This is a genomic window from Pseudomonas sp. NC02 (assembly GCF_002874965.1).
In the GTDB taxonomy this organism is placed as follows: domain Bacteria; phylum Pseudomonadota; class Gammaproteobacteria; order Pseudomonadales; family Pseudomonadaceae; genus Aquipseudomonas.
Map to the genome: position 1 here is coordinate 5,962,152 of NZ_CP025624.1, position 26,998 is coordinate 5,989,149.

General features: G+C 60.4%; 23 protein-coding genes. 10 read left to right on the top strand and 13 right to left on the bottom strand.

Annotated features, from left to right (window positions below; all coding sequences use genetic code 11):
- Positions 1 to 6: 6 nt before the first annotated feature.
- Positions 7 to 945, bottom strand: a complete 939-nt coding sequence (ribF, locus tag C0058_RS28025; protein WP_003215874.1) for a bifunctional riboflavin kinase/FAD synthetase — start codon at positions 943 to 945, stop codon at positions 7 to 9.
- A gap of 118 nt (positions 946 to 1,063) precedes the next feature.
- On the bottom strand, positions 1,064 to 2,602 hold the full coding sequence (gene murJ, locus C0058_RS28030; protein WP_102369928.1) for a murein biosynthesis integral membrane protein MurJ: 1,539 nt from the start codon (positions 2,600 to 2,602) through the stop codon (positions 1,064 to 1,066).
- A gap of 254 nt (positions 2,603 to 2,856) precedes the next feature.
- On the opposite strand from murJ, the gene rpsT reads away from it, so the two are divergent.
- Positions 2,857 to 3,135, top strand: a complete 279-nt coding sequence (rpsT, locus tag C0058_RS28035; protein ID WP_003215870.1) for a 30S ribosomal protein S20 — start codon at positions 2,857 to 2,859, stop codon at positions 3,133 to 3,135.
- A 100-nt stretch (positions 3,136 to 3,235) separates the two neighbouring features.
- Here rpsT and C0058_RS28040 read toward each other — a convergent pair whose 3' ends face one another.
- The 5 genes from C0058_RS28040 to rplU all read right to left on the bottom strand — a co-directional run bounded on the left by C0058_RS28040 (position 3,236) and on the right by rplU (position 7,001).
- Positions 3,236 to 3,700 carry a CreA family protein gene (locus C0058_RS28040; RefSeq protein WP_008432835.1) on the bottom strand — a complete coding sequence of 155 codons (465 nt, stop codon included), beginning with the start codon at positions 3,698 to 3,700 and terminating at the stop codon, positions 3,236 to 3,238.
- Positions 3,701 to 3,717: 17 nt separating this feature from the next.
- Positions 3,718 to 4,836, bottom strand: a complete 1,119-nt coding sequence (gene proB / locus C0058_RS28045; RefSeq protein WP_003215866.1) for a glutamate 5-kinase — start codon at positions 4,834 to 4,836, stop codon at positions 3,718 to 3,720.
- 123 nt (positions 4,837 to 4,959) lie between these two features.
- On the bottom strand, positions 4,960 to 6,183 hold the full coding sequence (gene cgtA, locus C0058_RS28050; protein WP_003215864.1) for an Obg family GTPase CgtA: 1,224 nt from the start codon (positions 6,181 to 6,183) through the stop codon (positions 4,960 to 4,962).
- A 193-nt stretch (positions 6,184 to 6,376) separates the two neighbouring features.
- Positions 6,377 to 6,652 carry a 50S ribosomal protein L27 gene (gene rpmA / locus C0058_RS28055; protein WP_003215862.1) on the bottom strand — a complete coding sequence of 92 codons (276 nt, stop codon included), beginning with the start codon at positions 6,650 to 6,652 and terminating at the stop codon, positions 6,377 to 6,379.
- 34 nt (positions 6,653 to 6,686) lie between these two features.
- Positions 6,687 to 7,001 (bottom strand): 50S ribosomal protein L21, encoded by a 315-nt coding sequence (gene rplU, locus C0058_RS28060; RefSeq protein WP_003176051.1) that lies wholly within the window; start codon positions 6,999 to 7,001, stop codon positions 6,687 to 6,689.
- Positions 7,002 to 7,240: 239 nt separating this feature from the next.
- On the opposite strand from rplU, the gene C0058_RS28065 reads away from it, so the two are divergent.
- The 3 genes from C0058_RS28065 (at position 7,241) to C0058_RS28075 (ending at position 9,194) form a co-directional block, all read left to right on the top strand.
- Complete coding sequence (locus C0058_RS28065) at positions 7,241 to 8,209, top strand: polyprenyl synthetase family protein (protein ID WP_003215860.1); 969 nt, start codon at positions 7,241 to 7,243, stop codon at positions 8,207 to 8,209.
- Positions 8,210 to 8,397: 188 nt separating this feature from the next.
- Positions 8,398 to 8,739 (top strand): zinc ribbon domain-containing protein YjdM, encoded by a 342-nt coding sequence (locus C0058_RS28070; RefSeq protein ID WP_102369929.1) that lies wholly within the window; start codon positions 8,398 to 8,400, stop codon positions 8,737 to 8,739.
- 197 nt (positions 8,740 to 8,936) lie between these two features.
- Complete coding sequence (locus C0058_RS28075) at positions 8,937 to 9,194, top strand: hypothetical protein (protein ID WP_003215856.1); 258 nt, start codon at positions 8,937 to 8,939, stop codon at positions 9,192 to 9,194.
- Between the two features lie 54 nt (positions 9,195 to 9,248).
- On the opposite strand, the gene C0058_RS28080 is transcribed toward C0058_RS28075, so the two are convergent.
- Entirely contained in the window at positions 9,249 to 9,866 is a 618-nt protein-coding gene (locus C0058_RS28080) for an FKBP-type peptidyl-prolyl cis-trans isomerase (RefSeq protein WP_003215854.1), read from the bottom strand.
- Between the two features lie 113 nt (positions 9,867 to 9,979).
- Positions 9,980 to 10,468 (bottom strand): TIGR00645 family protein, encoded by a 489-nt coding sequence (locus tag C0058_RS28085; protein ID WP_003215853.1) that lies wholly within the window; start codon positions 10,466 to 10,468, stop codon positions 9,980 to 9,982.
- Positions 10,469 to 10,634: 166 nt separating this feature from the next.
- Between C0058_RS28085 and C0058_RS28090 the strand changes: the two genes are divergently transcribed.
- Positions 10,635 to 12,470, top strand: coding sequence for a hypothetical protein (locus C0058_RS28090; RefSeq protein WP_102369930.1), 1,836 nt, complete (start codon positions 10,635 to 10,637; stop codon positions 12,468 to 12,470).
- Between the two features lie 57 nt (positions 12,471 to 12,527).
- Here the strand turns inward: C0058_RS28090 and C0058_RS28095 are convergent, their stop codons facing one another.
- Both C0058_RS28095 and C0058_RS28100 read right to left on the bottom strand, forming a co-directional pair.
- Positions 12,528 to 12,854, bottom strand: coding sequence for a hypothetical protein (locus C0058_RS28095; protein ID WP_003215849.1), 327 nt, complete (start codon positions 12,852 to 12,854; stop codon positions 12,528 to 12,530).
- Positions 12,855 to 13,054: 200 nt separating this feature from the next.
- On the bottom strand, positions 13,055 to 15,493 hold the full coding sequence (locus C0058_RS28100) for a Lon protease family protein (protein WP_003215847.1): 2,439 nt from the start codon (positions 15,491 to 15,493) through the stop codon (positions 13,055 to 13,057).
- Between the two features lie 267 nt (positions 15,494 to 15,760).
- On the opposite strand from C0058_RS28100, the gene C0058_RS28105 reads away from it, so the two are divergent.
- The 4 genes from C0058_RS28105 (at position 15,761) to C0058_RS28120 (ending at position 19,511) form a co-directional block, all read left to right on the top strand.
- Positions 15,761 to 16,249, top strand: coding sequence for a DUF3015 domain-containing protein (locus C0058_RS28105; RefSeq protein WP_003215845.1), 489 nt, complete (start codon positions 15,761 to 15,763; stop codon positions 16,247 to 16,249).
- A gap of 94 nt (positions 16,250 to 16,343) precedes the next feature.
- A complete protein-coding gene (locus C0058_RS28110) occupies positions 16,344 to 18,197 on the top strand; it encodes a DUF4105 domain-containing protein (RefSeq protein WP_087695249.1) in 1,854 nt (617 codons plus the stop codon).
- 389 nt (positions 18,198 to 18,586) lie between these two features.
- Entirely contained in the window at positions 18,587 to 18,943 is a 357-nt protein-coding gene (locus C0058_RS28115) for a hypothetical protein (protein WP_102369931.1), read from the top strand.
- A gap of 70 nt (positions 18,944 to 19,013) precedes the next feature.
- Positions 19,014 to 19,511, top strand: a complete 498-nt coding sequence (locus tag C0058_RS28120; RefSeq protein ID WP_102369932.1) for a GreA/GreB family elongation factor — start codon at positions 19,014 to 19,016, stop codon at positions 19,509 to 19,511.
- Here C0058_RS28120 and gdhA read toward each other — a convergent pair.
- Positions 19,508 to 20,845: an NADP-specific glutamate dehydrogenase gene (gene gdhA, locus C0058_RS28125; RefSeq protein WP_102369933.1), complete on the bottom strand. Its 1,338-nt coding sequence runs from the start codon at positions 20,843 to 20,845 to the stop codon at positions 19,508 to 19,510. The two genes, C0058_RS28120 and gdhA, sit on opposite strands and share 4 nt — an antisense overlap.
- A 349-nt stretch (positions 20,846 to 21,194) precedes the next feature.
- A complete protein-coding gene (gene ettA / locus C0058_RS28130) occupies positions 21,195 to 22,859 on the bottom strand; it encodes an energy-dependent translational throttle protein EttA (protein WP_003215833.1) in 1,665 nt (554 codons plus the stop codon).
- Positions 22,860 to 23,144: 285 nt separating this feature from the next.
- Between ettA and C0058_RS28135 the strand changes: the two genes are divergently transcribed.
- A complete protein-coding gene (locus C0058_RS28135) occupies positions 23,145 to 26,996 on the top strand; it encodes a bifunctional diguanylate cyclase/phosphodiesterase (RefSeq protein WP_102369934.1) in 3,852 nt (1,283 codons plus the stop codon).
- Positions 26,997 to 26,998: the final 2 nt, after the last annotated feature.

The following is a 26,998-nucleotide window of genomic DNA, read 5'->3' on the forward strand; positions in this document are numbered from 1 at the left end:
TCTTCATTAGCGATGGGCGCTAGGTGCGGCTAGTGCACGGGCGGCGGCGACATCCGCATTGATCGCCGTTTTCAACGCCTCCAGGGAGGCGAAACGCTGCTCTTCACGCAGCTTTTGGTGGAAAGCCACCGTCAAACGCCGGTCATACAAATCACCGGCAAAATCCAAAAGGTGAACTTCCAGGTGGGCTTTGCCATCACCTGCAACCGTGGGCCTGACGCCTATGTTGGCGACTCCGGGCCACGATTGGCCGTCGATGTCGACACTCACCAGGTAAACCCCGGTCAGTGGCACACGACGGCGCTTGAGCTGCACGTTGGCGGTTGGCGTGCCCAGTTGGCGCGCCAGCTTCTGGCCGTGCAGCACCCGCCCGGCAATCCGGAACGGGCGACCGAGCAAACGCTCGGCCAAGGCGAAGTCGGCAGCGGCCAGGGCGTTACGCACCTGGGTACTGCTCACGCGCAGGCCGTCCAGTTCGACGGTTTGCGCGGCTTCGACGGTAAAACCCTGGGTGACGCCGGCCTGCTGCAGGAAATCGAAATCCCCTACCCGGTCGCAACCGAAACGGAAGTCGTCGCCGACCTCCAGATGCTGCACGCCGAGGCCGTCCACCAGGATACGGTCGACGAACTCGGCGGCGCTGAGGCTGCGCAAGCGCTGGTTGAAAGCCAGGCAGAGGACGCGGTCCACACCTTCTTCAGCCAGCAGTTGCAGCTTGTCCCGCAGGCGGGCCAGACGCGCCGGCGCCGTCTGCGGGGTAAAGAATTCTCGCGGCTGTGGTTCAAAAATCACCACGCAGCTGGGCACGCCCAACTCAACCGCACGCTCACGCAGGCGGGCCAGGATAGCCTGGTGGCCACGGTGAACACCGTCAAAGTTGCCAATAGTGGCGACGCAGCCCCGATGCTGGGGGCGCAGGTTGTGGAGACCTCGAACCAGCTGCATAACGCGCTTCTTGCTCATAAAGTGGTCGATTATAACCACACCCGGCCCCGGACGACAGGCAACAGCGCAGGCCATTTGCGCGAATCGATAAAACAACCGCCTTATCGACGAAAAGTCTCTAGCTCAGCGACTTGCGATTGAAATCCCGTAAACGGAAGCCCATCAGCAGCAACATGCCGAAGTACACCAGCACACCAGCCGCCACCAACGCTCCCAGGCGCATGAAGCGCTCGAGCATATGGCCCTGCTCCCAGGCCGGCATGAAGTGCATCAGGCCCAGCAGTACCGCGGCCATCGTCCCCACCGCCACCACCAACTTGAGCGCAAACAAGCCCCAGCCCGCCTGAGGCTGGAACATTTTCTGTTTACGCAGCTGATAAAACAGCAGCCCGGCGTTGATGCAGGCCCCCACACTGATCGCCAGCGCCAGCCCGGCATGCTTCAGCGGACCGATGAACGCCAGGTTGAGCAGCTGGGTAACCACCAGGGTGAAGATCGCGATCTTTACCGGGGTACGGATGTTTTGTTGAGCATAAAAGCCGGGAGCCAGCACCTTGATCACGATAATGCCCAGCAGCCCAACGGAATAGGCGATCAGCGCACGCTGGGTCATCGAGGCGTCAAACGCAGTGAACTGGCCGTACTGGAACAGCGCGACCGTCAGTGGCTCGGCGAGCAACCCCAGGGCCACGGCACACGGCAGCACCAGCACGAAGCACAGGCGCAGGCCCCAGTCGAGAATCCGCGAATATTCGTAGCGGTCTTTGCTGGCATAGGTACGCGACAGCGTTGGCAGCAGGATGGTGCCGAGTGCCACGCCGAGCACGCCGGACGGCAATTCCATCAGACGGTCGGCGTAGTACATCCACGACACCGAACCCGAGACCAGCAGCGAGGCGAAGGCGGTGTTGATGATCAGGGAAATCTGGCTGACGGAAACCCCGAGGATGGCCGGCAGCATGTTGCGCATCACCCGCCAGACGCCGGTGTCCTTGAGATTCAAACGCGGCAGCACGAGCATGCCGATTTTCTTCAGGTGCGGCAGCTGGTACAGCAGTTGTGCCAGGCCACCAGCCAGGACCGCCCAGCCGAGGGCCATCACAGGCGGATCGAAATACGGTGTCAGGAACAGCGCAAAAATAATCATGCTGACGTTAAGCAGGGTCGGCACGAAGGCCGGCACCGAGAAACGGTTCCAGGTATTGAGGATCGCCCCGGCCAGGGACGACAGGGAAATCAGCAATATATAAGGAAAGGTCACCCGCAACAGATCAGTGGTCAGGGCGAATTTTTCCGGTGTATTGGCAAAACCGGGGGCCGTGGCCCAGATCACCCAGGGCGCGGCGAGCATCCCGGCGATCGTCACCAGCGTCAGCACCAACGTCAGCAAACCCGAAACATAGGCAATGAAGGTGCGGGTCGCCTCCTCGCCTTGCTGGGCCTTGTACTCCGCCAGAATCGGCACGAATGCCTGGGAAAAAGCCCCCTCGGCGAAGATCCGCCGCAGCAGGTTGGGCAGTTTAAAGGCAATGAAGAAGGCATCCGTGGCCATGCTGGCGCCAAAAATACGTGCCAGCAGCGTGTCACGCACAAACCCCAGAACCCGGGAAATCATAGTGATAGAGCTGACAGCGGCCAACGATTTGAGCAGATTCATTGAAAGAGTTTTTGCCTATAGATAAAGAGCAGGCGAACAAACGGCCCACATATGCGATACTCCGCGCCTGCAACAAGCACAGAGCCAAAGCTCGCGAGTTTACAGGTCAAGCGCCGGAAATAAATCACCCGCCTCTTAAGATCGACCACTCAGCAGTTCGCATCACACGCCCTTGACAAGACTTCAACTCATCGGCATGATTCGCGGCCTATTTTGTTTGCTATTTCCTAAAAAGTCTTTCGAGGAGCTCGACGGTGGCCAACACACCTTCCGCCAAAAAACGTGCAAAACAGGCTGAGAAGCGTCGCAGCCACAACGCCAGCCTGCGTTCCATGGTTCGTACCTACATCAAGAATGTAGTTAAAGCCATTGACGCAAAAGACGCTGAAAAAGCTCAAGCTGCTTACGTTCTGGCTGTGCCAGTTATCGACCGTATGGCCGATAAAGGCATCATCCACAAGAACAAAGCTGCTCGCCATAAAGGTCGTCTGAATGGCCACATCAAGGCTCTGAACCTTGCTGCTGCAGCCTAAGCGATAAGCTTGTTAAAAAACCGACCCCAGGGTCGGTTTTTTATTGTCTGCGATTTGGGAAAGCCAAAAAAAGAGCCGGCATGCCGGCTCTGCTTCAGATTTATTGCGCTGTGGGCCACGGCAGGATCGGAATCGCCGTCACCGCATTCTGCGGGCTGCCTTCGATCAAGCGGTCGCTGTAGACCAGATACACCAGGGTATTGCGCTTCTTGTCGAGGAAACGCACCACCTGCATGGTCTTGAAGACCAGGGACGTGCGCTCCTTGAACACCTCATCCCCATCCTTCAGCTCGCCCTTGAAGCGAATTGCACCTACCTGGCGACAGGCAATCGACGCCTCGGCGCGATCCTCCGCCAGACCCAACCCACCCTTTACCCCACCCGTCTTGGCGCGAGACAGGTAGCAGGTCACGCCATCCACCTTCGGGTCATCAAAGGCCTCGACCACGATCCGGTCATTGGGGCCGACAAACTTGAACACCGTCGACACCTGGCCAATCTCTTCGGCCGACGCCAGCAACGGCATCGCCAGCAGCAAACCGAGCAATCCCTTCATTACGCGCATCGAGACTTCCTTTTTACTTAAACCAGAATCAGGTTATCCCGGTGAACCAGCTCCGGCTCAGCCATGTAACCCAACAGACCGACAATCGCCTCAGACGACTGCCCGATGATTTTCTGCGCCTCAAGGGCGCTGTAGTTGGCAAGGCCACGGGCAATCTCACGACCGTCCGGCGCCACGCACACCACCATTTCGCCACGGCGGAAGCTGCCCTGGACCAGTTTTACACCCACCGGCAGCAAGCTTTTGTTGCCTTGGGACAACGCTGAAACCGCACCAGCATCCAACACCAGGGTACCGCGCGTCTGAAGATGCCCCGCCAGCCACTGCTTGCGCGCCGCCAGCATGCCACGCTCAGGCGACAGCAGCGTACCGATGCGCTCGCCCGCCTTGAGACGATCCAGCACCCGCTCAATCCGACCGCCAACGATGATGGTATGCGCGCCGGAACGCGCCGCCAGCCGTGCCGCACGCAGCTTGGTCTGCATGCCGCCACGCCCCAGGGCACCGCCGACACTGCCAGCCACCGCATCCAGCGCCGGATCATCGGCACGCGCTTCGTAAATCAGCTGGGCCTCAGGGTTATTGCGCGGGTCAGCGTCGAACATGCCGTCGCGATCCGTGAGGATCACCAGCAAATCAGCCTCAACCAGGTTGGCCACCAGCGCTGCCAGGGTGTCGTTGTCACCGAAGCGAATCTCGTCGGTCACCACGGTGTCATTCTCGTTGATCACCGGGATCACCTTGAGTTCAACCAGGGCACGCAGGGTGCTGCGGGCGTTCAGGTAGCGCTTGCGGTCGGACAAGTCGTCATGGGTCAGCAGAATCTGCGCCGTGTGGCGCCCGTGCTCGGCAAAGCTGGACTCCCAGGCCTGCACCAGGCCCATCTGACCAATGGCAGCAGCGGCTTGCAGCTCGTGCATCGCGCTGGGTCGCGCGGTCCAGCCAAGGCGGCTCATGCCGGCGGCAACCGCCCCGGACGACACCAACACCAACTCGACGCCGGCCTCATGCAAGGCCACCATCTGGTCCACCCAGACACTCATGGCCGCACGATCCAGCCCCTTGCCATCCGCCGTCAGCAGCGCGCTACCGATCTTAACGACCCAACGCTGCGCACCTGTCACCTTGCTCCGCATCATCTTCAACCTTAGATAGAGGGCCGCGCGACCCAGCGCCGCCCATAACGTTATTCGTGACTACCGATTTCCAGATACCAAAACGCCGCTCGATTGAGCGGCGCTTAAGTTTACTGCAACGAATCAGTCGCGCACGTAAATGATTTCCGGACCATCTTCATCATCCACGTCTTCCTCGTCCCAATCATCGTCACCGATATCATGGACCGACTTGACGCCACTGCGACGCAGGGCACGCTGATCATCCAGCGCCTGCAACTGGGCACGAGCCTCGTCTTCGATGCGCTGATCCAGTTCAGCCAGCTCGGCCTTGTAGACAGGGTCGGCGGCCAGGCGATCGGCACGGTCTTCGAGGTAACGCATGATGTCGCGAGTCAGGCGCTCAGTGCCTTCTTTGGCAATGGCCGAGATCACGTAGACCGGACCGGTCCATTCCAGGCGATCAACGATCTCCTTGACGCGCTCTTCGTGCTCTTCCTCGAGGATCTGGTCGCACTTGTTCAGCACCAACCAGCGATCACGCTCAGCCAGGGACGGGCTGAACTTGGTCAGCTCGCTGACGATCACTTCAGCAGCGTCCGGTGCACTGGTGTCATCCAGCGGCGCCATGTCGACGAGGTGCAGCAGCAAACGGGTGCGGGACAAGTGCTTGAGGAAACGGATCCCCAGGCCTGCGCCGTCGGAAGCGCCTTCGATCAGGCCCGGAATGTCCGCAACCACGAAGCTTTTCCAGCGGTCGACGCTGACCACACCCAGGTTCGGCACCAGGGTAGTGAACGGGTAATCGGCGACTTTCGGCTTGGCAGCAGACACCGAGCGAATGAACGTACTTTTGCCGGCGTTCGGCAAGCCCAGCAGGCCCACATCAGCCAGTACCTTCATTTCCAGCTTCAGGTCACGCTGCTCGCCTGGCTTGCCCGGCGTGGTCTGGCGTGGCGCACGGTTGGTACTGGACTTGAAACGGGTGTTACCCAGACCGTGCCAGCCGCCATGAGCCACCAGCAGGCGCTGACCGGCTTTGGTCAGGTCACCAATGACTTCCTGGGTTGCGGAGTCGATCACGGTGGTGCCGACCGGAACCCGCAGTACCAGCTCTTCGCCTTTTTTACCGGTGCAGTCGGTGCTGCCGCCGTTGGAGCCACGCTCGGCATCAAAATGCCGGGTGTAACGGTAGTCCACCAGGGTGTTGAGGTTTTCGTCGGCGATCATGTAGACCGAGCCGCCATCACCACCATCACCACCGTTAGGACCACCGTTTTCGATGAATTTTTCCCGACGGAAACTCATGCAACCGTTACCGCCGTCGCCAGCTTTTACTCGGATCGAAACTTCATCAACGAACTTCATAACAAAACGCCTCTCGCCACACGGACGAGCTTAAGAAACCAAGACATAAGACTCTTGCAAAAATGAGCGCAGCGACCTCAAGCAACGACCGCAAATCCACTGCTTTCGCCCATCACAAACAGCTTTGCAAGAGACTCACCCCACAAACGAAAAAGCCCCGTCGCGAGACAGGGCTTTTCCAGCAACTACGTAATTATGCCGCGACGACTTCAGTCTTCGGGACAATGCTCACGTAACGGCGGTTGAAAGCGCCTTTTACTTCAAACTTGATCACGCCGTCGATTTTAGCGAACAGAGTGTGATCTTTACCCATGCCAACACCGTAACCGGCGTGGAATTGGGTGCCGCGCTGACGCACGATGATGTTGCCCGGAATGATAACCTGGCCGCCATACATCTTCACGCCAAGGCGTTTGGCTTCTGAGTCGCGACCGTTACGGGTACTACCACCAGCTTTTTTGTGTGCCATGAGTCAATTCTCCTAGTGAGGAATTAGGCTGAAATTAAGCCTGAATACCGGTGATTTTGATCTCGGTGTACCACTGGCGGTGGCCCATACGCTTCATGTGGTGCTTACGACGACGGAACTTGATGATGCGGACTTTATCGTGACGACCTTGGGAGATCACTTCAGCCACAACGGTAGCGCCTGCAACAACTGGAGCGCCGATGTTCACGTCATCGCCATTGGCGACCAACAGAACGCGATCAAAAGTAACGGATTCGCCAGTAGCGATTTCCAGCTTCTCGATCTTCAGGTATTCACCTGGGGCGACCTTGTATTGCTTGCCACCAGTAACAATTACTGCGTACGACATGGTATTTCTCCGATAATCCTGCTCACCCAGCGCTTTATAAGAAGAGGTATTGGCTGGCATGGCTGCATGGGATGGACGTCCCGAATGCAATTGCGTAAGGCAGGTGCTGCCCAGGAAGTTCAGGGTGCGCGATTGTACGCAAGCTATGGAGGTGTTGCAAGTAGCCGTCTATCGCGCCTTGACACTACGGGACGTGGGTCCTAGCATGCCGCGCAACCCTTCTGGAGCGACTGTCGCTGATGCAACCCCAAGCTTTCTACCGCGCGGTGGCGGACGATTTTAGCGCCGTCGACGGCATCATCAAGAAGCAGCTGACTTCTAAAGTGCCGCTGGTCTCCAAAATTGGCGACTACATTACGTCGGCCGGCGGTAAACGCCTGCGTCCTTTATTAGTGTTGCTGTGTGGCAAGGCCCTGGGCCGCGAAGGCGATGACCTGCGCCTGCTGGCCGCGACCATCGAGTTCCTGCACACCGCCACCCTGCTGCACGACGACGTGGTCGACATGTCCGGCATGCGCCGTGGTCGCGAGACGGCCAACGCGATGTGGGGCAACGCGCCGAGCGTGCTGGTGGGCGACTTCCTGTACTCGCGCTCGTTCGAAATGATGGTCGAGCTGGGCTCGATGCCGGTGATGAAGATTCTTTCACAGGCCACGCGCATCATCGCCGAAGGCGAAGTGTTGCAGCTGTCGAAGGTTCGCGACGCCAGCACCACCGAAGAAACCTACATGGAAGTGATTCGCGGCAAAACCGCGATGCTCTTCGAAGCCTCAACCCATAGCGCCGCCGCCCTGTGCGAAGCAACGCCCGAGCAGAGCGAAGCCCTGCGCACCTTCGGCGATCACCTGGGCGTGGCCTTCCAGCTCGTGGACGACCTGCTGGACTATCGCGGCGACGCCGAAACCCTGGGCAAGAACGTCGGTGACGACCTGGCCGAGGGCAAGCCGACCTTGCCACTGATCTACACCATGCGCGAAGGCACGCCGGAACAGGCCGCCCTGGTGCGCAAGGCGATCCAGAAAGGCGGGATCGAAGACCTGGAAAGCATCCGCGAAGCCGTGGAAGCCTCGGGTTCCCTCGAATACACCGCGCAACTGGCCCGTGACTACGTGGCTCGCGCGATCCAATGCCTGGAAGCCCTTCCAGCCAGCGAATACCGGGACGCCCTGGTTGAGCTGAGTGAGTTCGCGGTCGCCCGTACTCACTGATTCTGCTCTGCTCCATGCAGGAGCTGGCTTGCCTGCGATTGCATCACCGCGGTGTAACAGACAAACCGAGGTGCCTGCATCGCAGGCAAGCCAGCTCCCACAGCGTTCCCTGGCGTTGCTGCCCCCTGCCCGGCTAAAACCCTATACAATGTGCGCTTTTTAGCCATCCTGAAACCAAAGGAGCTTTAGTGAGCACGTTGCCACCCTGCCCGAAATGCAATTCCGAATACACCTACGAAGATGGCGCCCAGCTGATTTGCCCGGAATGCGCCCATGAGTGGGCCGTCGGCGGCGAAGCCGAGGCGACCAGCGATGAATCCGTGAAAAAAGACTCTGTGGGCAACGTCCTGCAGGACGGCGACACCATCACCGTGATCAAGGACCTCAAGGTCAAGGGCACGTCCCTGGTGGTCAAGGTCGGCACCAAGGTCAAGAACATCCGCCTGTGCGATGGCGACCACGATATCGACTGCAAGATCGACGGTATCGGCCCGATGAAACTCAAGTCCGAGTTCGTCCGCAAGGTCTGAATATGCTGCCTCCATCCCGTGCCCTGCACGGGATGGCGCTTCACCCTCCCCGCGTCAGTTCCGCACTGGCGGCAAAAGGCCAGGCCTTTTGATCAAAAACAATATCCACACAGAAAAGTCCGGAAATGGCCAATAGGGACTTGCTATTCTACGAATAAGAATTATTCTCATTGAAACCCATCAAGGAGATACTTCCCATGACTTATTTGATCGATGCCTGGCTGGACCGTCCACACCCTTACCTGCGAATCCTCCATCGGGAAACCGGGGAAGTCTGCGCGGTGCTGGAAGAAGAGGCGTTAAGCGAACTGCAGGATCAGGGCGACCTGGACGTCAATGGCCTGAGTTCCAGTGAGCCCGGGGTGCTGAAGGAAGTGGTGAGAAATCTGTTTCTGTTCTGCTATGCCCGAGCGTTGCGCCCGGTGACGGATCTCAATGGCAAGTTTCATCCATGAGCAACCGCGCAAAACACTGCAGGAGCGAGCAGGCTCGCTCCTGCAGGTAAGGTCTTACAGAACGTCGAGCAGCTCGACGTCAAACACCAGAACGCTGTGTGGCGGGATGCTGCCAACGCCTTGAGCGCCGTAAGCCAGTTCGCTCGGCACGTACAGGCGCCATTTGCTGCCGGCATTCATCAGTTGCAGGGCTTCGGTCCAGCCGGCGATCACGCCGCCAACCGGGAATTCCGCAGGCTGGCCGCGCTCGTAGGAGCTGTCGAACACAGTGCCGTCGATCAGGGTGCCGTGGTAGTGAGTACGCACCTGGTCTTCACGGGTCGGCTTGGCGCCGCTACCTGCAGTCAGCACTTCAAATTGCAGGCCGGAAGCCAGGGTGGTGATGCCGTCACGCTTGGCGTTTTCAGCCAGGAAAGCCAGGCCTTCGCCAGCAGCAGCTTCAGCCTTTGCAGCGGCTTCGGCTTGCATGATTTCGCGGATGACCTTGAAGCTGGCGGCCATTTGCTCCTGGTCCACACGGCTAGGCTTGCCGGCAAAAGCGTCGGTCAGGCCAGCCAGGATCGCGTCCAGGCTCACGCCCGGTGGCGGGTTGTCGCGCAGCTGGTCGCCCAACTGACGGCCAATGCCGTAGCTCACGCGGGTTTCGTCGGTGGACAGATTAACTTCGGACATGGAAAGGCTCCGCTGTAGGACGACACAGGTGCCGTCCAAACTAAAAGGGCGAGCAGACTAGCACACAAGCCACGCCCTTGATGAGCCCCGCGCAGGAGAGCGCCAGGGGCTGATTAATGCTTGGTAACCTTGTCCAGGTAGCCCATGGCAAACGCCGACACCACGAAGGTCATGTGAATGATCACGTACCATTTCAGGTGCTCGGGATCGACGTTCTTGGCGTCCATGAAGACCCGCAGCAGATGGATCGACGAAATCGCCACGATGGACGCCGCGACCTTCATCTTCAGCGACGAGGAGTCCATGGTCCCCAGCCAGTTGAGCTTCTCCTTGCTTTCGTCGATGTCCAGCTGGGAGACGAAGTTCTCGTAGCCGCTGATCATCACCATCACCAGCAGGCCGCCCACCAGGGCCATGTCGATCAACGACAGCAGCACCAGGATCACATCCGACTCGCTCATGGTGAACACGATGGGAATCACATGAAACACTTCCTGGAAGAACTTCAGGCCCAGCGCCAGCAGCCCCAGGGACAGCCCGAAATAGATCGGCGCCAACAGCCAGCGTGAGGCATACATTGCATTTTCGATAAAGCGTTCCATTGAATCTCACACAGCTTGGCTAAAAATGGCGGCGAGTATACCAGCCGCACCCAAACCCCAGAAACCGTCGAGAAAACTGATCTGTACGGCATCTGTTAAGGAATTTTTCTGCTAGTGTCGAGCTCATCAACTCGGCTCGATGATGTCGGACAGGAAAACTCAGATAATGGATGTGCGATCCCCTTTGGCCAGCCTTGGCCTGTGTGCGGCGTTGCTGATGGGCAGCGGTTGTTCCCCAAGCGATGAACACAAGCAAGCCAGTCTCGAAGAGAAAACCGCCAAGTTCGAACAATCCCTGGACGCCATCCAGGACCCCAAGCTCAAGGACGCCGTGTCCGAGCTCGGAGGCTCGCTGCTGTTGCTGGAACGGGCGCGCGCCAAGCTCGCCACCAAGCCCATCGAGGCCGAGTACAGCGAAGACGCCCTGGCGCTGCTCAAGCATTACCCTACGCCGCAGGCCCTGGTCGATACCTACATCAATGGCCTGTTTGTCCTGCGCAAGGCGTCCCATTCGGACTACCTGACGGACCTGCAGCCGATCTTCCCGTTCAACTTCAACATGCCCGACCAGTTCCCCTTCCCACATGGCCTGGAATGGCAGTCGGTGACCCTGAGCAACAACAAGGTCATCCCGTTCCAGCCGGAATGGTCGGAAACCGACCCGGGCATCCAGTTGAGCCCCACCAGTTCCAACCTGACCAACCCCGATGACCTGACGGTGACCTACCCGTTCGTCGAAGGCGTCGAGACGGAGAACAAAAGCCAGCCGCAGCCCGTCACCCTCAAGGGCAAGGTGGAAGTGATTGCCCCGCGTAAAGTCTTCACCTTCGACTTGTCGAAAAAGGACGTGGGCCGCAAGCGCACCGAAGAAAACGTCACCGTCACCCTGCTGGCCCTGGAAAAGAACTACGCCGAGATCGAACTGACCAACAGCGCCCCGCTGGCGCCGGAAGTCGCGGACGAATCGCCGAACCCGTTGCTGGTGCAGGCTCGTGACACCACCGGGCAATTTCTCTCGCGCTCGGGCTCGATCAACGAAAACGCCGCGCAACTGGCGTTCTACGAGAAGCAACTGGCCGAAATGCAGAAGCAGAAGGGCTGGTCCGACGCCTTCGAGAAACAGCTGGAAGACGAGCAGAAAGCCTTCGAGCTCAAGCAGAACAGCCACTACACCAAGGTGTACTTCAATGGCCTGATCGACAATGTGCAAGTCAGCGTGCTCGACTTTTCCCAGGCCACGGTGACCCGCAAGGACCTGGACCTGCCCGTACGGCGCTTCGACAAGAACAGCCTGGAAAAAACCGTACAGCCGTTGCCGATGCCCGTCACGGTGTATGACGACCAGGCTGCGGATTGGCTCAAGGACGCCACCCTGTCCGAAGACCAACTGAAGAAAAGCGTCACCATCAACCAGTCGGTGGATGACGCCAGTGCGGCGCACGTTGAGTTCGATCACCCCTACACCTTCAACGACGACCTGCTGGGCGAGGACCGCGGCGGCGGCGATGCCCCGGTGACGTTCCTCACCGCCAACGACGAAGGCAAGCTTGGCGAGCCGATCGAACTGCCCGCCGAAGCCTACGAGGTCGACCCGGGGCGCGGCACCATCACCTATGACCTGAACCTGTTCCCTGAAAACCCGGGGTTTGCCGTCGGATCAATGCCGCTGTTCCTGGCGACCATCGAGAAAGGCAGCCTCACTGCCGGGCAACTGCCCAAGGGCCTGGAGCTGAAGGACAACGCGCTGATTGTCGACCAGAAGCTGTTCCCCTCTGACAGCTGGCGGTTCTATGCCAAGGACGCCAGCGGCAACTACCTGAAGGAAATTCTCGGCGTCAGCCACCGCGCCGAGGAATACGGCACGGCGCTGTTCGACGTGCATTACTTCTACGGCCAGCCGACGACATTGGAAACCTACCAGCGCACCGGCCTGGACACGGTGCAGTATGGGTTTGAGGTGAAGCTGGACAAACCCGAGGCGGCCCCTGCCCCCAAGCCATAGCCCCTCCCCCGCCCCCGTAGCAGCTGTCGAGCGCCAGCTGCTACGGGGGGAGTGCGGTCAGCGGATATCGCTTAGCACCGTCTGCCGCCCACCATTGAGTTGTCGCAAGTGCGCCTGCAGGTGCAGGCACCAGATCTGCGGGTCGTCAGCCAGCTCGTAGCCGTGCAGGGTCAGGCTTTCAACAATCGAATCGAGGATGGTTTGTGCCACGAAAGGTCCGTGGAACGGGCCTTGGGACTTGATGGTGGAGGGTTGTTCGCCGGTCATTCCGGCGGCAAACAACAAGGTCCACATCCCGGTATCCCCCGCGAGAGGGCGAATGGAACATTCGATACGGGTGACCAGGCCCAGGCACTGGCGGGTGAGGCAGAGGTTGCGCGACATGGCGGCGACCCTCGGTAGATCCGGTATTCAGCCTCGCAAGGCAAGACTGTTTCTATCCAGCGACTCCTGTGGCTATCCCTTGAGCTGAGAATAGAAGAAACCCGGTACAAACCAAGGCTGGGGGACCAACGGATGACTGCCGTCACGACGGCGTCAAAAATATGCCGAAGGGACCTGGAACCAGGCCCCTTCGGCATTGATTACACCGGCTTGGTCTCAGCCAGTGCTTCCTGCGCCAACTCCTTCTCGGCTTCCTTCAGGTCATCTTCACTGATCATCTCGGCGATCGCCCGCAGACGCTCCACCACCCGCGCATTGACGCTGCCTTCGGGGAACTGCCCCTCCTCGTCGGGCGAACCCGCAGGCTCACCCACCAGCAGGCTCAAGGCCTCGTCGGCCTGACGCACGGCATAGACGTGGAATTGCCCCTGCCGCACGGCCTGCAACACCTTCTCATCGAGCATCAGTGTCGCGACGTTGGCCTGGGGAATGATCGCCCCCTGCTCGCCGGTCAGCCCGCGGGCCTCGCAAAGACGGAAGAAACCTTCGATCTTCTCGTTGACCCCGCCGACCGCCTGCACCTCACCAAACTGGTTGATCGAGCCGGTGATGGCAAAGCACTGCTTGAGCGGCGTCTTCGACAGGGCCGAGATCAAGGTGCAGGCTTCGCCCAGGGACGCGCTGTCGCCGTCGACATAGCCGTAGGACTGCTCAAGGGCGATACTCGCCGAGATCGCCAACGGGAATTCCTGGGCATAACGGCTGCCCAGGTAACCGGTGAGGATCATCACGCCCTTGGAGTGAATCGGCTGGCCGAGGTTAACTTCACGCTCGATATCGACGATGCCGCTGCCGCCCGGGTACACCGTGGCAGAAATCCGCGCCGGCACACCAAACGCCGAGTCACCCACCTCCAGCACCGTCAGCCCGTTGCACTTGCCCACCGCCGCGCCGGCGGTGTCGATCAGGATCACTCCGGCGAGCATGTCGTCGAGAATCCGCGCCGACACCCGCCCGGTGCGCGTGGCCTTGGCCTTGAGTGCGCGCTCGATGTGCCCGGAGTCGGTGCGCTCATCACCGGCCAGGTGACGAATGAAGTCCGCCTCGCTGACCAGCTGGAACAAATCACCGATACGCGCCGACAAGCGGCCCTGGTTCTCCGCCAACCGCGCGCTGTAGGTCGCCAGCCGCGCCACCGCATCGGAGGTCAACGGCGCCATGCCTTCTTCCGAGGTGCGGGTTTTCAGCAACTGGGCGAACTGCTCCAGGCTTTCATCCACCATCGGGATGTCTTCGTCAAAATCCACCAGTACCCGGAACATCTCCTGGAAGTCCGGATCCGCGTCTTGCAACGCGTAGTACAACTGGCGGGAGCCGATGATGATCACCTTGAGCTGCAACGGGATCACTTGCGGGTTGAGGGTCACCGTGGCCAGGCGACCCAGTTCGCCCAGCGGTGATTCCATCTTCAGCTTGCGCGATTGCAGGGCACGCTTGAGGGCGTCCCATACAAACGGCTCGCTGAGCATCTTCTCGGCTTCAAGGATCAGGAAACCACCGTTGGCACGATGCAGCGCACCCGGGCGCAATTGGCGATAGGTGGTGTAGAGCGCGCCCTGGTCGGTGCTGTATTCAATACGACCGAACAGGTTGTCGTAGGTCGGATGCGGCTCGAAGACCACCGGCGCGCCACCGTTGATCGGATGCCCCACCACCAGGCTCGGGCAGTACTGTTCTTCCAGCAACTTGCGGGCCTGGGCGTCGGTTTTCGCGTCGTCCACCAACTGCTCGACCACGGTTTTCAGCAGGTAGACCTGCATCGCCTGCAAGTAGCCGCAGACGGCCGCGTTCTCCGCATATTTTTCGGACAACGGCGCCAGCAGTGGCTGCAAGGCCAGCGTGATGGTTTCTTCGTTGAACTGGCGCATCTGGTTATTGGACTCGCGCTTCCACTGGGGCAGGCTGGCGAGTTCTTCGTTGAGGCGTTCTTCCAGTTCGGAAATATCGGTGTGGAAACGCTCGCGGTCGGCTTCGGGCAACTGCGAGAACTCGGCCTCGTCCAGGGCCTTGCCGTCGAGCATCGGGGTAAACGCAATGTTGGTGCTGTCACGGTACAGCGCCACGTCTTTTTCCAGGGCCAGGCGCTCGATGACGTCCAGGGCACGGTCGTAACGCTGGTTGAAGGCACGGTCGATGGCGCTTTTGCGCTGTTGATACGTCGGGTGTTCAAACACCGCCGGGAAGGTCGCGACCAGGTTGTCGATCAGGCCGTTGATATCGGAGATGAACGCGGCAGCACCACCCGCAGGCAGTTCCAGCGCGCGGGGTTCGCGAGGCTCATCGAAATTATTGACGTAGACCCAGTCGGCCGGGGTCTGCAGGCGCTTGCCTTCGGCCTTGAGGTAGCGTTTGACGAACGAAAAGCGCCCGGTACCGGGCTCGCCCATCACAAATACGTTGTAACCGGGGCGTGGCATTGCCACACCAAACTGCAAGGCTTCGACCGCACGTTCCTGGCCAAGCACACCGCGAAAGGGCTCCAAATCATTGGTGGTCGAGAAGCTGAACTGTTCAGCGGAAAAAGGACGAGTCAGCGCTTCGGGCGCTAGACGCAAGCTGGCAGCAACAGGATCAGGCATCGGGCTTCCTTACATCAGGCGGGGCAGATGACGGCATTCTGGCGCCGGGTTGGGCCGGCTGGCAAGGACGGCTTGGGGAAAGCATAGACCCGTGTTCGGGGCTGTAAAAAAACCGAGTGTTTCCGGCTTGTTTCATAAAAAGTCACGGAACCCTTGGATCATGCCTAAACTCCAACCTGCTGCGGGTTGGACTAATAACCGACCCCTAGGGTGCTGTCAGGCACCTGAACCCTTGTCCATTGGTTTGCACACAAAGAGAACAAAGCTATGAAACGGATCCTTCTCGGTACTCTCTTCACCGTCGTCTCCCTCAATGCAATGGCAGAAGCGCCAGGTGGCCCGAACTGCGGTTGGGGCAACATGTTGTTCGAAGGCCAACGCGGCACTCCGGCTCACTTCCTGGCCTCCACCACCAACGGTACCTCGGGTAACGCCACGTTCGGCATGACCTCGGGCACCAACGGCTGCAGCACCAACAGCGCACTGACCTACGGTGGCAAATCGTGGATTGCCATGAATGGCATGATGAACGAGCTGTCCGAAGACATGGCCAAGGGTAACGGCGAAGCGCTGACTACCTACGCTGTAGTACTGGGCGTTGCTCCTGAAGACCGCGAGCACTTTGCCGCTGTGACTCACGAGCACTTCCAGCAAATCTTCAGCAAGGCTGACGTAACCGCTGATGACGTGCACAACAACACCCTGGCTGTACTGAAAAGCGACACCCGTCTGGCGAAATACGCTACCCAGGCTTAAGCTCGACCCGCCCGTGCCTTTCGAGGCACGGGTTTTTATTATTTTTGGACCTGCCTCCCCTTTGGGTCTTTTTATCTCGACTTAAGTTGCCCACATGCTCAAACGCCTTGCCTACCTGGCACTCTTCGCCTGCGCCCCGCTGTATGCGGCGCCGCACCTTGATGATCAACGTTTGCAGCAACTGGCCAACGACCCGTTCTGGCTTTCGCTGGGGCACTACGAATCCGGCAAGTTCAAAGGCTGGCGCAGCTATGTCAGCGACAAGAAATTCTTCCTCGCTCCCGATGGCGCCCACCATCCGGACCAGGAGCTGAAGGCCACTGTCGAGGCGCTGTATGCCCCGGCCAGCCTCGGCGAAAAGCACGCCCAATGCGTTTACCCGGCACGTACACGCTGGCTCAAGGACCAGTTGCACCTGAGCGACTTGCCGGCGCTGGACTGCAAGGAGTTCAAGCAATGGTTCAAGGACGTCGCCCCCCACAGCGCGGTGATGATCTTCCCGGCGGCCTACCTCAACAGCCCGTCATCGATGTTCGGCCATACCCTGCTGCGCATCGACCAGGCTGATGTGCAGAGCAACAACACCGCCCTGCTCAGCTACGCGATCAACTTTGGCGCCTATATCGAAGGCTCGGACAACAGCATCCTCTACGCCTGGAAGGGCCTGATGGGCGGCTACCCGGGCCTGTTCGCGCTGGTGCCCTACCAGGAAAAACTCTCGGAATACCGTAGCCTGGAGAACCGCGACCTGTGGGAATACCGCCTGAACCTGACCCAGGTCGAGACCGAGCGCATGGTCGAGCACGTGTGGGAACTCAAGCAGATCCAGTTCGACTACTTCTTCTTCGACGAAAACTGCTCCTATCGCCTGCTGGAACTGCTGCAAGTGGCTCGCCCAAGCCTGCGGTTGACCGAACAATTCCCGCTGACCGCGATCCCTACCGACACGGTAAAAGCCGTGAAAGAAGCCGGCCTGGTGGAGAAAATCGATTACCGCCCTTCCCGTGAACGGGAGCTGCTGGAACGCGCCAAGCCGCTGGACAGCGACGAGCAGCAATGGGTGCTGAAGATCAGCGACGACCAGAAACAACTGCAGGACCCGGCATTCAAGGCCATCGCCAAAGACCGCCAGGCCCTGATCATCGACGCCGCCTACCGCCTTGGCCGCTACCGCGCCAACGGCCTGGAGCGCGACACCGAACGCTCCCAGCGCAGCTTCGAACTGCTGCGGGCGATCAACCAGAACCCGGCGCCGGACCTGAAGATCGAACGCCCCGGCCTGCCCGAAGACGGCCACGAATCCCGCACCTGGCAAGCCGGCATCGGCACCCGGGGCGACAAGGCTTTCGGCGAATACGGCCTGCGCATGGCCTACCACGACCTGAACGACAACGCCGAAGGCTTCCCCTTGGGCGCGCAGATTGAAATCCTGCAAATGAAACTGCGCCAGTACGAAGGCAACCACTGGCAATTGCAGCAACTGGATCTGGCAACCATCCGCTCACTGACCCCACGCAACGAGCTGCTGCAACCGTGGTCGTGGCAAGTCACCGGCGGCCTGGAGCGCGTACCGGGCAAGCATGACGACGAGACACTCGTCAGCCACGTCAACGGTGGCGCGGGCGGCACCTGGCAACTGCGCGACGACATGCTTGGCTTCGCCCTCGGCACCGTGCGCGTGGAGCACAACAGCGACTTCGGTGAAGCCATCTCCCCGGCTGCCGGGTTCAATACAGGTGTGTTGTGGCGCAACCCGCTGGGCAACCTGAGCCTGGAAGCCAAGGGTGACTTCTTCACCAATGGCGAGGTGCGGCGCAGTATCAGCCTGAATCAACAGTGGGAATTGTCGCGCAACCTGGGGCTGAGACTGAGTGCGCAGCGGGAATACAGCCACCTCGCGACACCGGTGAACGAAGTGATGCTGGAAGTGAAGTGGTATCACTATTAATCCCTGAGCCGTAGATCGTTCCCACGCTCCGCGTGGGAATGCATCCTGTGACGCTCTGCGTCACGACCTTTAAAAGCGGACGCAGAGCGTCCAGAGCGGCATGCCCACGCAGAGCGTGGGAACGATCTCTAATTAGTCCATAAGGAGCTTGCTCCCGCTGGGCTGCGCAGCAGCCCCAAAACCAGACACCTCACCCTCTCTGTAATATCTCTATACTCTGAACAGGGGCCGCTTCGCGCCCCAGCGGGAGCAAGCTCCCTCGCCACAGGGGGCGCGTGATCGCCCGAAGCCGCAGCGTCACACGGATTTCTCACATCCGTTTCACATACCCCGAACGAATCCACTCCTACACTTCCCCCATCAGCCGTTCAACGGCCAGGGAGCAAGCGATGTGGCGGTACGCTGGAGTGCTGGGCCTGTTGGCCCTGCTGTCGGGTTGCCAATCAACCCATGAGGATTTGCTGGCCAAGGGTTATCCACCCGCCTTCGCCGATGGCTATGACGACGGTTGCAGCAGCGGCCGCCAGGCTGCCGGGGTGATCACCGGGGAATTTCGCAAGAACGTCCCGCGCTACCTGAAAGACCGCACCTACGCCGAAGGCTGGGATGATGGCTTTCGCCAATGCAAGGCCATGCGCGAGAACGAAGACCTGAACGACTACAAGAATCGCCACTGGGACGACCGCGAACGCGCCTGGCAACAGGAAAAAGACCGCGACGCTGCCAGGGCCTTTCGCTCGCAATAGGTCGCTTCCAGACATCCAGCGAAACTTAACCCCTGCGACCATGGCCCAAACTCCATAGCAGGAGAACGTCATGAGTCGAGCTTTCGTCAACGAAGACAGCGCCGCTGCCCAGGCCAGCCAACCGGTGGAACGCCAGGTCAGCGCGCAACCCAATCACCTCACTGCCCGCGGACTTGCACAATTGCAGGCCAGGGTCGCGCAGTTGCAGCATGAGCACAGCGAAGAATCCGCCAAGGGCGAGCAGGCCGATAAACAGCGCCAGGCCGACCTTGAGCGGGATTTGCGTTACTTCAACCAGCGCCTGCAAAGCGCACAGGTGGTGGCGCCGGCAACCTCCACCGACAAGGTGCAAATCGGCAGCTGGGTGACCTTTGCCAACGAACAGGACGAAGAGCGGCGCATTCAGTTAGTGGGCGAAGACCAGGCCGACGCCACGGTGGGCCTGATCAACTGGGGTTCGCCACTGGGCCGCGCTCTGCTGGGTGCACAGGTGGGCGACGAGGTGCTGTGGAGGCGCCCCGTCGGTGATCAGTTGATCGAAATCCTGCGCATCGAACCCGAGGGTTAAACGATGCCCTGGGCCAGCATTGCATCCGCAACCTTCACGAAGCCTGCAATGTTGGCGCCCTTCACGTAGTTGACCCGGCCGTTCTCTTCGCCGTAGTGCACGCACGCATGGTGGATCGACTGCATGATGTTGTGCAGCTTGCTGTCCACTTCACCGGCGGTCCACAGCAGGCGCATGGCGTTCTGCGACATCTCCAGCCCGCTCACCGCCACCCCGCCGGCATTGGACGCCTTGCCTGGCGCGAACAGGATGCCGGCCTCGATAAAGATATCCACCGCCTCCAGGGTGGTCGGCATGTTGGCGCCTTCGGCCACGCAGACGCAGCCATTGCGCAACAGAGTGCGCGCCGCTTCGGCGTCCAGTTCATTCTGGGTGGCGCAGGGCAACGCGATGTCGCAGGCCAGCTCCCATGGTGTTTTGCCGGCGCGGAATTCCAGGCCGAAACGCGATGCCAGTTCGCTGATGCGCCCGCGCTGTACGTTTTTCAGTTCAAGCAGTGCCGACCATTGTTCTTCGGTCAAACCGCTTTCGCAGTACAGAGTGCCTTCGGAGTCGGACAAGGAGATCACCTTGCCGCCCAGATCCATGACCTTGCGCGCCGCGTACTGGGCGACGTTGCCGGAGCCGGAGATGGCCACGCGCTTGCCTTCGACCCGCTCGCCGTTGCGCTTGAGCATTTCTTCAGCGAAGTACACGCAGCCAAAACCGGTGGCCTCCGGGCGAATCAGGCTGCCGCCGTAGCTCATGCCCTTGCCGGTCAGCACCGAGGTGAACTGGTTGCTCAGGCGCTTGTACTGGCCGAACAGGAAGCCGATCTCCCGGGCGCCCACGCCAATATCACCGGCGGGCACATCCACGTCCGAGCCGATATGGCGATACAGCTCGCTCATGAACGCCTGGCAGAAACGCATCACCTCGGCGTCGCTCTTGCCTTTGGGATCGAAGTCCGAGCCGCCCTTGCCGCCGCCCATGGGCAGCGAGGTCAGGGAGTTCTTGAAGGTTTGTTCGAAGGCGAGAAATTTCAGCACGCCCAGGTTCACCGACGGGTGGAAGCGCAGGCCACCTTTATAAGGGCCGATGGCGCTGTTCATCTGGATCCGGAACCCGCGGTTGACCCGTACTTTGCCCTGATCATCTTCCCACGACACCCGGAACACAATCGCACGCTCCGGCTCGCAGATGCGCTCCAGGATGCCCGAGTTCAGGTAGTGGGGATTGGCTTCAAGAAACGGCCACAAACTGCGCAGGACTTCTTCCACGGCCTGGTGGAATTCCGGCTGGTCGGGGTCGCGTTTCTTGAGGCGGGCAAGGAAGGATTCAACGGATTCGATCATGAAAAGTCTCGGCAAATTTATTGTCGTTAAAGGAGATTTGTCCCGGACTTTATCAATTCATGTCGCACCGCGACAGGGCAAAATGTCGCTTTTGTGAATTTAAATGGTGCATTAGATATAAATACAGGCGTTTTTTGCACCTTAATGAGGATTTCAATCCAGGCCTTGCACCAACAGTTAATCCGCTATCGCAGGCAAGCCAGCTCCCACATTTGATCCAGTACATCCATGACAATGCGGTCAACTGTGGGAGCTGGCTTGCCTGCGATGCAGACGACGCGGTCCACCTGAAAACACGCAAAAAAAAGCGGAACCCGAAGGCTCCGCTTGTTCAAACCACCAACCCGGATCAGGCCAGCTTCTTGTGCCGTACACGATGCGGCTGGGCAGCAGCTTCGCCGAGGCGTTTCTTGCGATCGGCTTCGTATTCGGTGTAGTTGCCTTCGAAGAACACCGCCTGGGAGTCGTCTTCGTACGCCAGGATGTGAGTGGCCACGCGGTCAAGGAACCACCGATCGTGAGAGATCACAATGGCGGCGCCCGGGAAGTCCAGCAGGGCTTCTTCCAGGGAACGCAGGGTTTCAACGTCGAGGTCGTTTGACGGTTCGTCGAGCAGCAATACGTTGCCGCCTTCTTTCAGGGTCAGGGCCAGGTGCAAGCGACCGCGCTCACCACCGGACAGATCCTTGACGAACTTCTGCTGGTCGCCGCCCTTGAAGTTGAAGCGACCCACGTAGGTGCGCGACGGGATTTCGTAGTTGCCGATACGGATCTGGTCGGAACCGTCGGAAATCTGCTGGAACACCGTCTTGCTGCCGTCGAGGTCGTCGCGGCTCTGGTCAACGCAAGCCAGTTGCACGGTTTCGCCGACTTCGATGGTGCCCGAGTCCGGTTGTTCCTTGCCCATCAGCATGCGGAACAGTGTGGATTTACCCGCACCGTTACCGCCGATCACGCCAACGATGGCGCCTTTTGGCATGGAGAACGACAGGTTGTCGATCAACACGCGGTCGCCGTAGCCCTTGCAGACGTTCTTGAACTCGATGACCTTGTCACCCAGGCGCGGACCGGCCGGGATGTAGATTTCGTTGGTCTCGGAACGCTTCTGGAACTCCTGGGACTGCATCTCTTCGAAACGCGCCAGACGGGCCTTGGATTTCGACTGACGCGCCTTGGCGCCTTTACGCACCCATTCCAGCTCGTCTTTCATGGCCTTTTCATGGGCCGACTGTTGCTTGGATTCGGCGGCCAGACGGTCGGACTTGGCTTCCAGCCAACCGGAGTAGTTGCCCTCGTAAGGGATACCGGCGCCACGGTCGAGCTCGAGGATCCAGCCAGCAACGTTGTCCAGGAAGTACCGGTCGTGCGTGATCGCAACCACGGTGCCCGGGAAGTCGTGCAGGAAATGCTCCAGCCAGGCGACGGAATCGGCGTCCAGGTGGTTGGTCGGTTCGTCGAGCAGCAGCATGTCGGGGGCCGACAGCAGCAGGCGGCACAGGGCCACACGACGCTTTTCACCACCGGACAGGTGTTCAACCTTGGCGTCCCACGCCGGCAGGCGCAGCGCGTCGGCGGCGACTTCCAGCTGGCGGTCCAGGTTGTGACCGTCGGCGGCTTGCAGGATGGCTTCGAGCTTGGCCTGTTCTGCCGCCAGTTTGTCGAAGTCGGCGTCTTCTTCAGCGTAGGCCGCGTAGACCTCGTCCAGGCGGGCCTGGGCGTTCTTGATCACGCTGACCGCTTCCTCGACCACTTCACGCACGGTCTTGGTCGGGTCCAGGATAGGTTCCTGTGGCAGGTAGCCGATGTTCAGGTCGGGCATCGGGCGGGCTTCGCCGTCGAACTCGGTGTCGACGCCGGCCATGATTTTCAACAGGGTGGATTTACCCGAACCGTTGAGGCCGAGCACGCCGATCTTGGCGCCCGGGAAGAAGGACAGAGAAATGTTTTTCAGGATTTCCCGCTTCGGCGGAACAACTTTTCCCAGCCGATGCATGGTGAAGACGTATTGAGCCATGGTGAACCTAGCGTCAGTGACTGATGAATTAAGCGGGCGAAACCCGTGCCAGGCCATGCGCCGCGCGGGCCGTTGATGTCTATCAATGCCTGCGTGCGGTAGATGCCTGATTGTCTGGGGCTGGAACGCCCTCGCGTAACCGGCAAAGCTACCTGAATGCGGGTGGGCAGTCCAGCCAGGCGGGGCTGGCACTTTGCCACAACACAAGGCATGCTAGCCGCCCTCCGGGCGTCCGGCTTATAGTGCACGTCGCGCGCCAGTCCAGCCAAACCGCAGGATCACAGTTTGTCCAACGTAACGCCGCCAACTCCCCTGCGCGCCGCTCATATAGCGCCGGGAGCGCCCCTGCACGGAACCCTGAAGGGCGCATTGGCGACGCTGGTCCTGTTGCTGCTCGCGTTATTGTTCTGGCAACTGCTGGACCAGTTGCAGCAAAACCAGAAAAACCAGCAGCAATACACCATCGACTACAGCGCCGACCTGGCCGAACAGATCAGCCTGAACATGGCCCTCAGTGCGCAGATCGCGCTGAACCTGCTGCCGATCGTCGAACCGCCGCGGGACGCCGAACAGCAACAAATCCTGATGCGCACCTTGCAACGCTCCCTGCCGGAGTTGCGCAGCGTCGCCCTGCTCGCCCCCAGCGGCGCGATGATCAGTGACAGCGCCAGCGATAGCCAGGACAGCGCCTGGCTCGAAGAACTGGTCAAGCGCAGCCACGCCCAGTCCTATTACCTGAGCAACAACAACGACGGCACCGTCATCTACCTGCTGCTGCACCAGCCCAGCGGCGGCACCAAGATGTACTGGGCCTTGCGCCTGGCCCCCAATTACCTAGCCAACCTGACCCGCCAGGATGGCCAGGGCCAGCGCCCGATGTGGGTCATCGAAAACCGCCTGAACCACCGGGTGGTCAGCCGTGACAGCGGGATGCCGGCCCAATGGGCCACCGCGTTGACCCCGGACGAATTGAACAAAAGTGTACTGGTCACGCCCCTGAGCAAGAGCGACTGGCAACTGCGCGGCCTGTTCGACCGCGCCGCCGTGCTGGAGCAACTGCTGCCGGCCTTTATCGGCAAATGCCTGTTGGGCCTGGCCTTCTCGCTGATCCCGGTGATCGTGCTGCTGAACATGCGCCGCCGCCAGCGCCAGGTGCACGAGGGCCGCCGCCGCTACCAGGATATTTTCGAAGGCACCGGCGTGGCGCTGTGCGTGCTCGACCTGTCGGGCCTGCGCGCGTTCTTCGATAGAGCCCGACTGCAAACCCGCGAGCAGTTGCAACAGTTGCTGCAAGACAACCCGGAACAGCGCCAGCAACTGCTCAAGGAACTGCGCATCACCGAGGTCAACCAGGTGGCGGTGCGCTTGCTGAATGTTGCCTCTTGCGAGCAGGCCTGGGAACGCCTGATCGACGCCTGCCCGTCGAGCCCGACCGCCATCGGCAACCAGGTGATCGACGCGGTGCTGACCCAGCAGAAGCAGCTTGAACTGGAAATCCAGCTCAGCGATATCGAAGGCAACGACCAATACCTGTGGCTGGTGATGCGCCTGCCGGAACAACAGGACGACTTCAAGGCCGTGATCCTGAGCATCAGCGACATCACCAGCCGCAAGCTGATCGAGTTGTCACTGGTGGAGCGCGAGGGTTTCTGGTCGGACGTGGTACGCACCGTGCCCGATCACCTGTATGTGCAGGACGTGATCAGCCAGCGGATGATTTTCAGCAACCACCACCTGGGCCACACCCTGGGCTACAACAAGCCCGAGCTGCAGCAGATGGGCGAGTACTTCTGGGAGATCCTGCTGCACCCCGAAGACGCCGAGCGCTACCACGACCTGCGCCTGCAACAGCGCCAGGCCGGCTACCTGAGCCAGTTGCAGTGCCAGTTGCGCTTTCGCCACCGCAACAACCAATGGCGGCGCTTCGACATCCGCGAACAGGCCCTGGCCCGTGACAAGACTGACCAGGTGACGCGCATCATCGGCGTCGCCAAGGACATCACCGACCAGATCGAAGCCAGTGAATCCCTGCGTGACAGCGAACAGCGCTACCGCATGCTGGCGGAAAGCATCAGCGACGTAATCTTCTCCACCGACAGCAAGCTGGCCCTCAACTACGTCAGCCCTTCGGTGAACGCGGTGCTGGGCTATGACGTCGACTGGATCTTCGAAAACGGCTGGCAATCGACCATCGCCAACCCGCAGCAACTGACCGGTATCTACTCCCTGGTGGAGCAAGTCAGCCGCGCCCTGGACCAACCCGAATCCCTCGCGGCCTTGCGCAACGACGTGCAGACCCAACTGTTCCTGTTCGACTGCCTGCGGGCCGACGGGCGCAAGATCCCCATCGAACTGCGCCTGGTGCTGGTGTGGGACGAACATGGCGCGTTCGAGGGTATCCTTGGCGTGGGTCGCGATATCAGCCAGCAGCGCCGTGCGGAAAAAGATCTGCGCATGGCGGCCACGGTATTCGAACACTCCACCTCGGCGATCCTGATCACCGACCCGGCCGGCTACATCGTGCAGGCCAACGAGGCGTTCAGCCGGGTCAGCGGTTATGCGGTGGCGGACGTGCTCGACCAGTTGCCGAACATGCTCACCGTCGACGAACAGCAGGAAGCCCACCTGCGCTACGTGCTCAAGCAATTGCACCAGCACAGCACCTGGGAAGGCGAAGTGTGGCTCAAGCGCCGCAACGGCGAGCATTACCCGGCCTGGGTCGGAATTACTGCCGTGTTCGATGACGAAGGCGACCTGGCCAGCTACGTGTGCTTCTTCAGTGACATCAGCGAACGCAAGGCCAGCGAGCAGCGCATCCACCGCCTGGCCTACTACGACGCCCTGACCCACCTGCCCAACCGCACGCTGTTCCAGGACCGCCTGCACACCGCGCTGCAATCGGCGGAACGGCAGAAGTCGTGGGTGGTGTTGATGTTCCTCGACCTCGACCGCTTCAAGCCGATCAACGACTCCCTGGGCCACGCCGCCGGCGACCGCATGCTCAAGGAAATGGCCACCCGCCTGCTGGGCTGCGTCGCCGAAGACGACACCGTGGCACGCATGGGCGGCGACGAATTCACCTTGCTGCTGCAACCGCGGGTCAACCGTGAGATGGCGCTGAACCGGGCGATTCACGTGGCCGAGCAGATTCTGGCCAGCCTGGTGAAGCCGTTTGTGCTGGAGGGCCGCGAGTTCTTCGTCACCGCCAGTATCGGCATCGCCCTGAGCCCGCAGGACGGCAACGAACTCAGCCAGTTGATGAAAAACGCCGACACGGCGATGTACCACGCCAAGGAGCGGGGCAAGAACAACTTCCAGTTCTACCAGGCCGACATGAACGCCAGCGCCCTGGAACGCCTGGAGCTGGAAAGCGACCTGCGCCACGCCCTGGAACAGAACGAATTCGTGCTGTATTACCAGCCGCAGTTCAGCGGCGACGGCAAACGTTTGACCGGTGCCGAAGCCCTGCTGCGCTGGCGCCATCCGCGTCGCGGGCTGGTGCCGCCGGGGGACTTCATCCCGGTGTTGGAGGAGTTGGGGCTGGTGGTGGACGTGGGTGACTGGGTGATCAGCGAAGCCTGCCGCCAACTCAAGACCTGGCACCAGAACAAGGTGCGGGTACCCAAGGTCTCGGTCAACATTTCGGCCCGGCAGTTCTCCGACGGACAACTGGGCGAGCGCATCGCCACCATCCTCAAGGACACCGGCCTGCCGCCGGCGTGCCTGGAGCTGGAGCTGACCGAAAGTATCCTGATGCGCGAGGTCAACGAAGCGATGCAGATCCTCGCCAGCCTGAAAAACCTCGGCCTGAGCATCGCGGTAGATGACTTCGGCACCGGTTATTCATCGCTGAACTACCTCAAGCAGTTCCCCATCGACGTGCTGAAGATCGACCGCACCTTTGTCGACGGCCTGCCGTCGGGTGAGCAGGATGCGCAGATTGCCCGGGCGATTATCGCCATGGCCCACAGCCTGAACCTGGCGGTGATCGCCGAGGGTGTGGAAACCCATGAGCAGCTGGACTTCCTGCGGGAGCACGGTTGCGATGAGGTGCAGGGCTACCTGTTCGGGCGACCGATGCCGGCGAACCGGTTTGAGGCGCAGTTCAGCAATGATGCGCTGTTCATGTTCGATTGAAA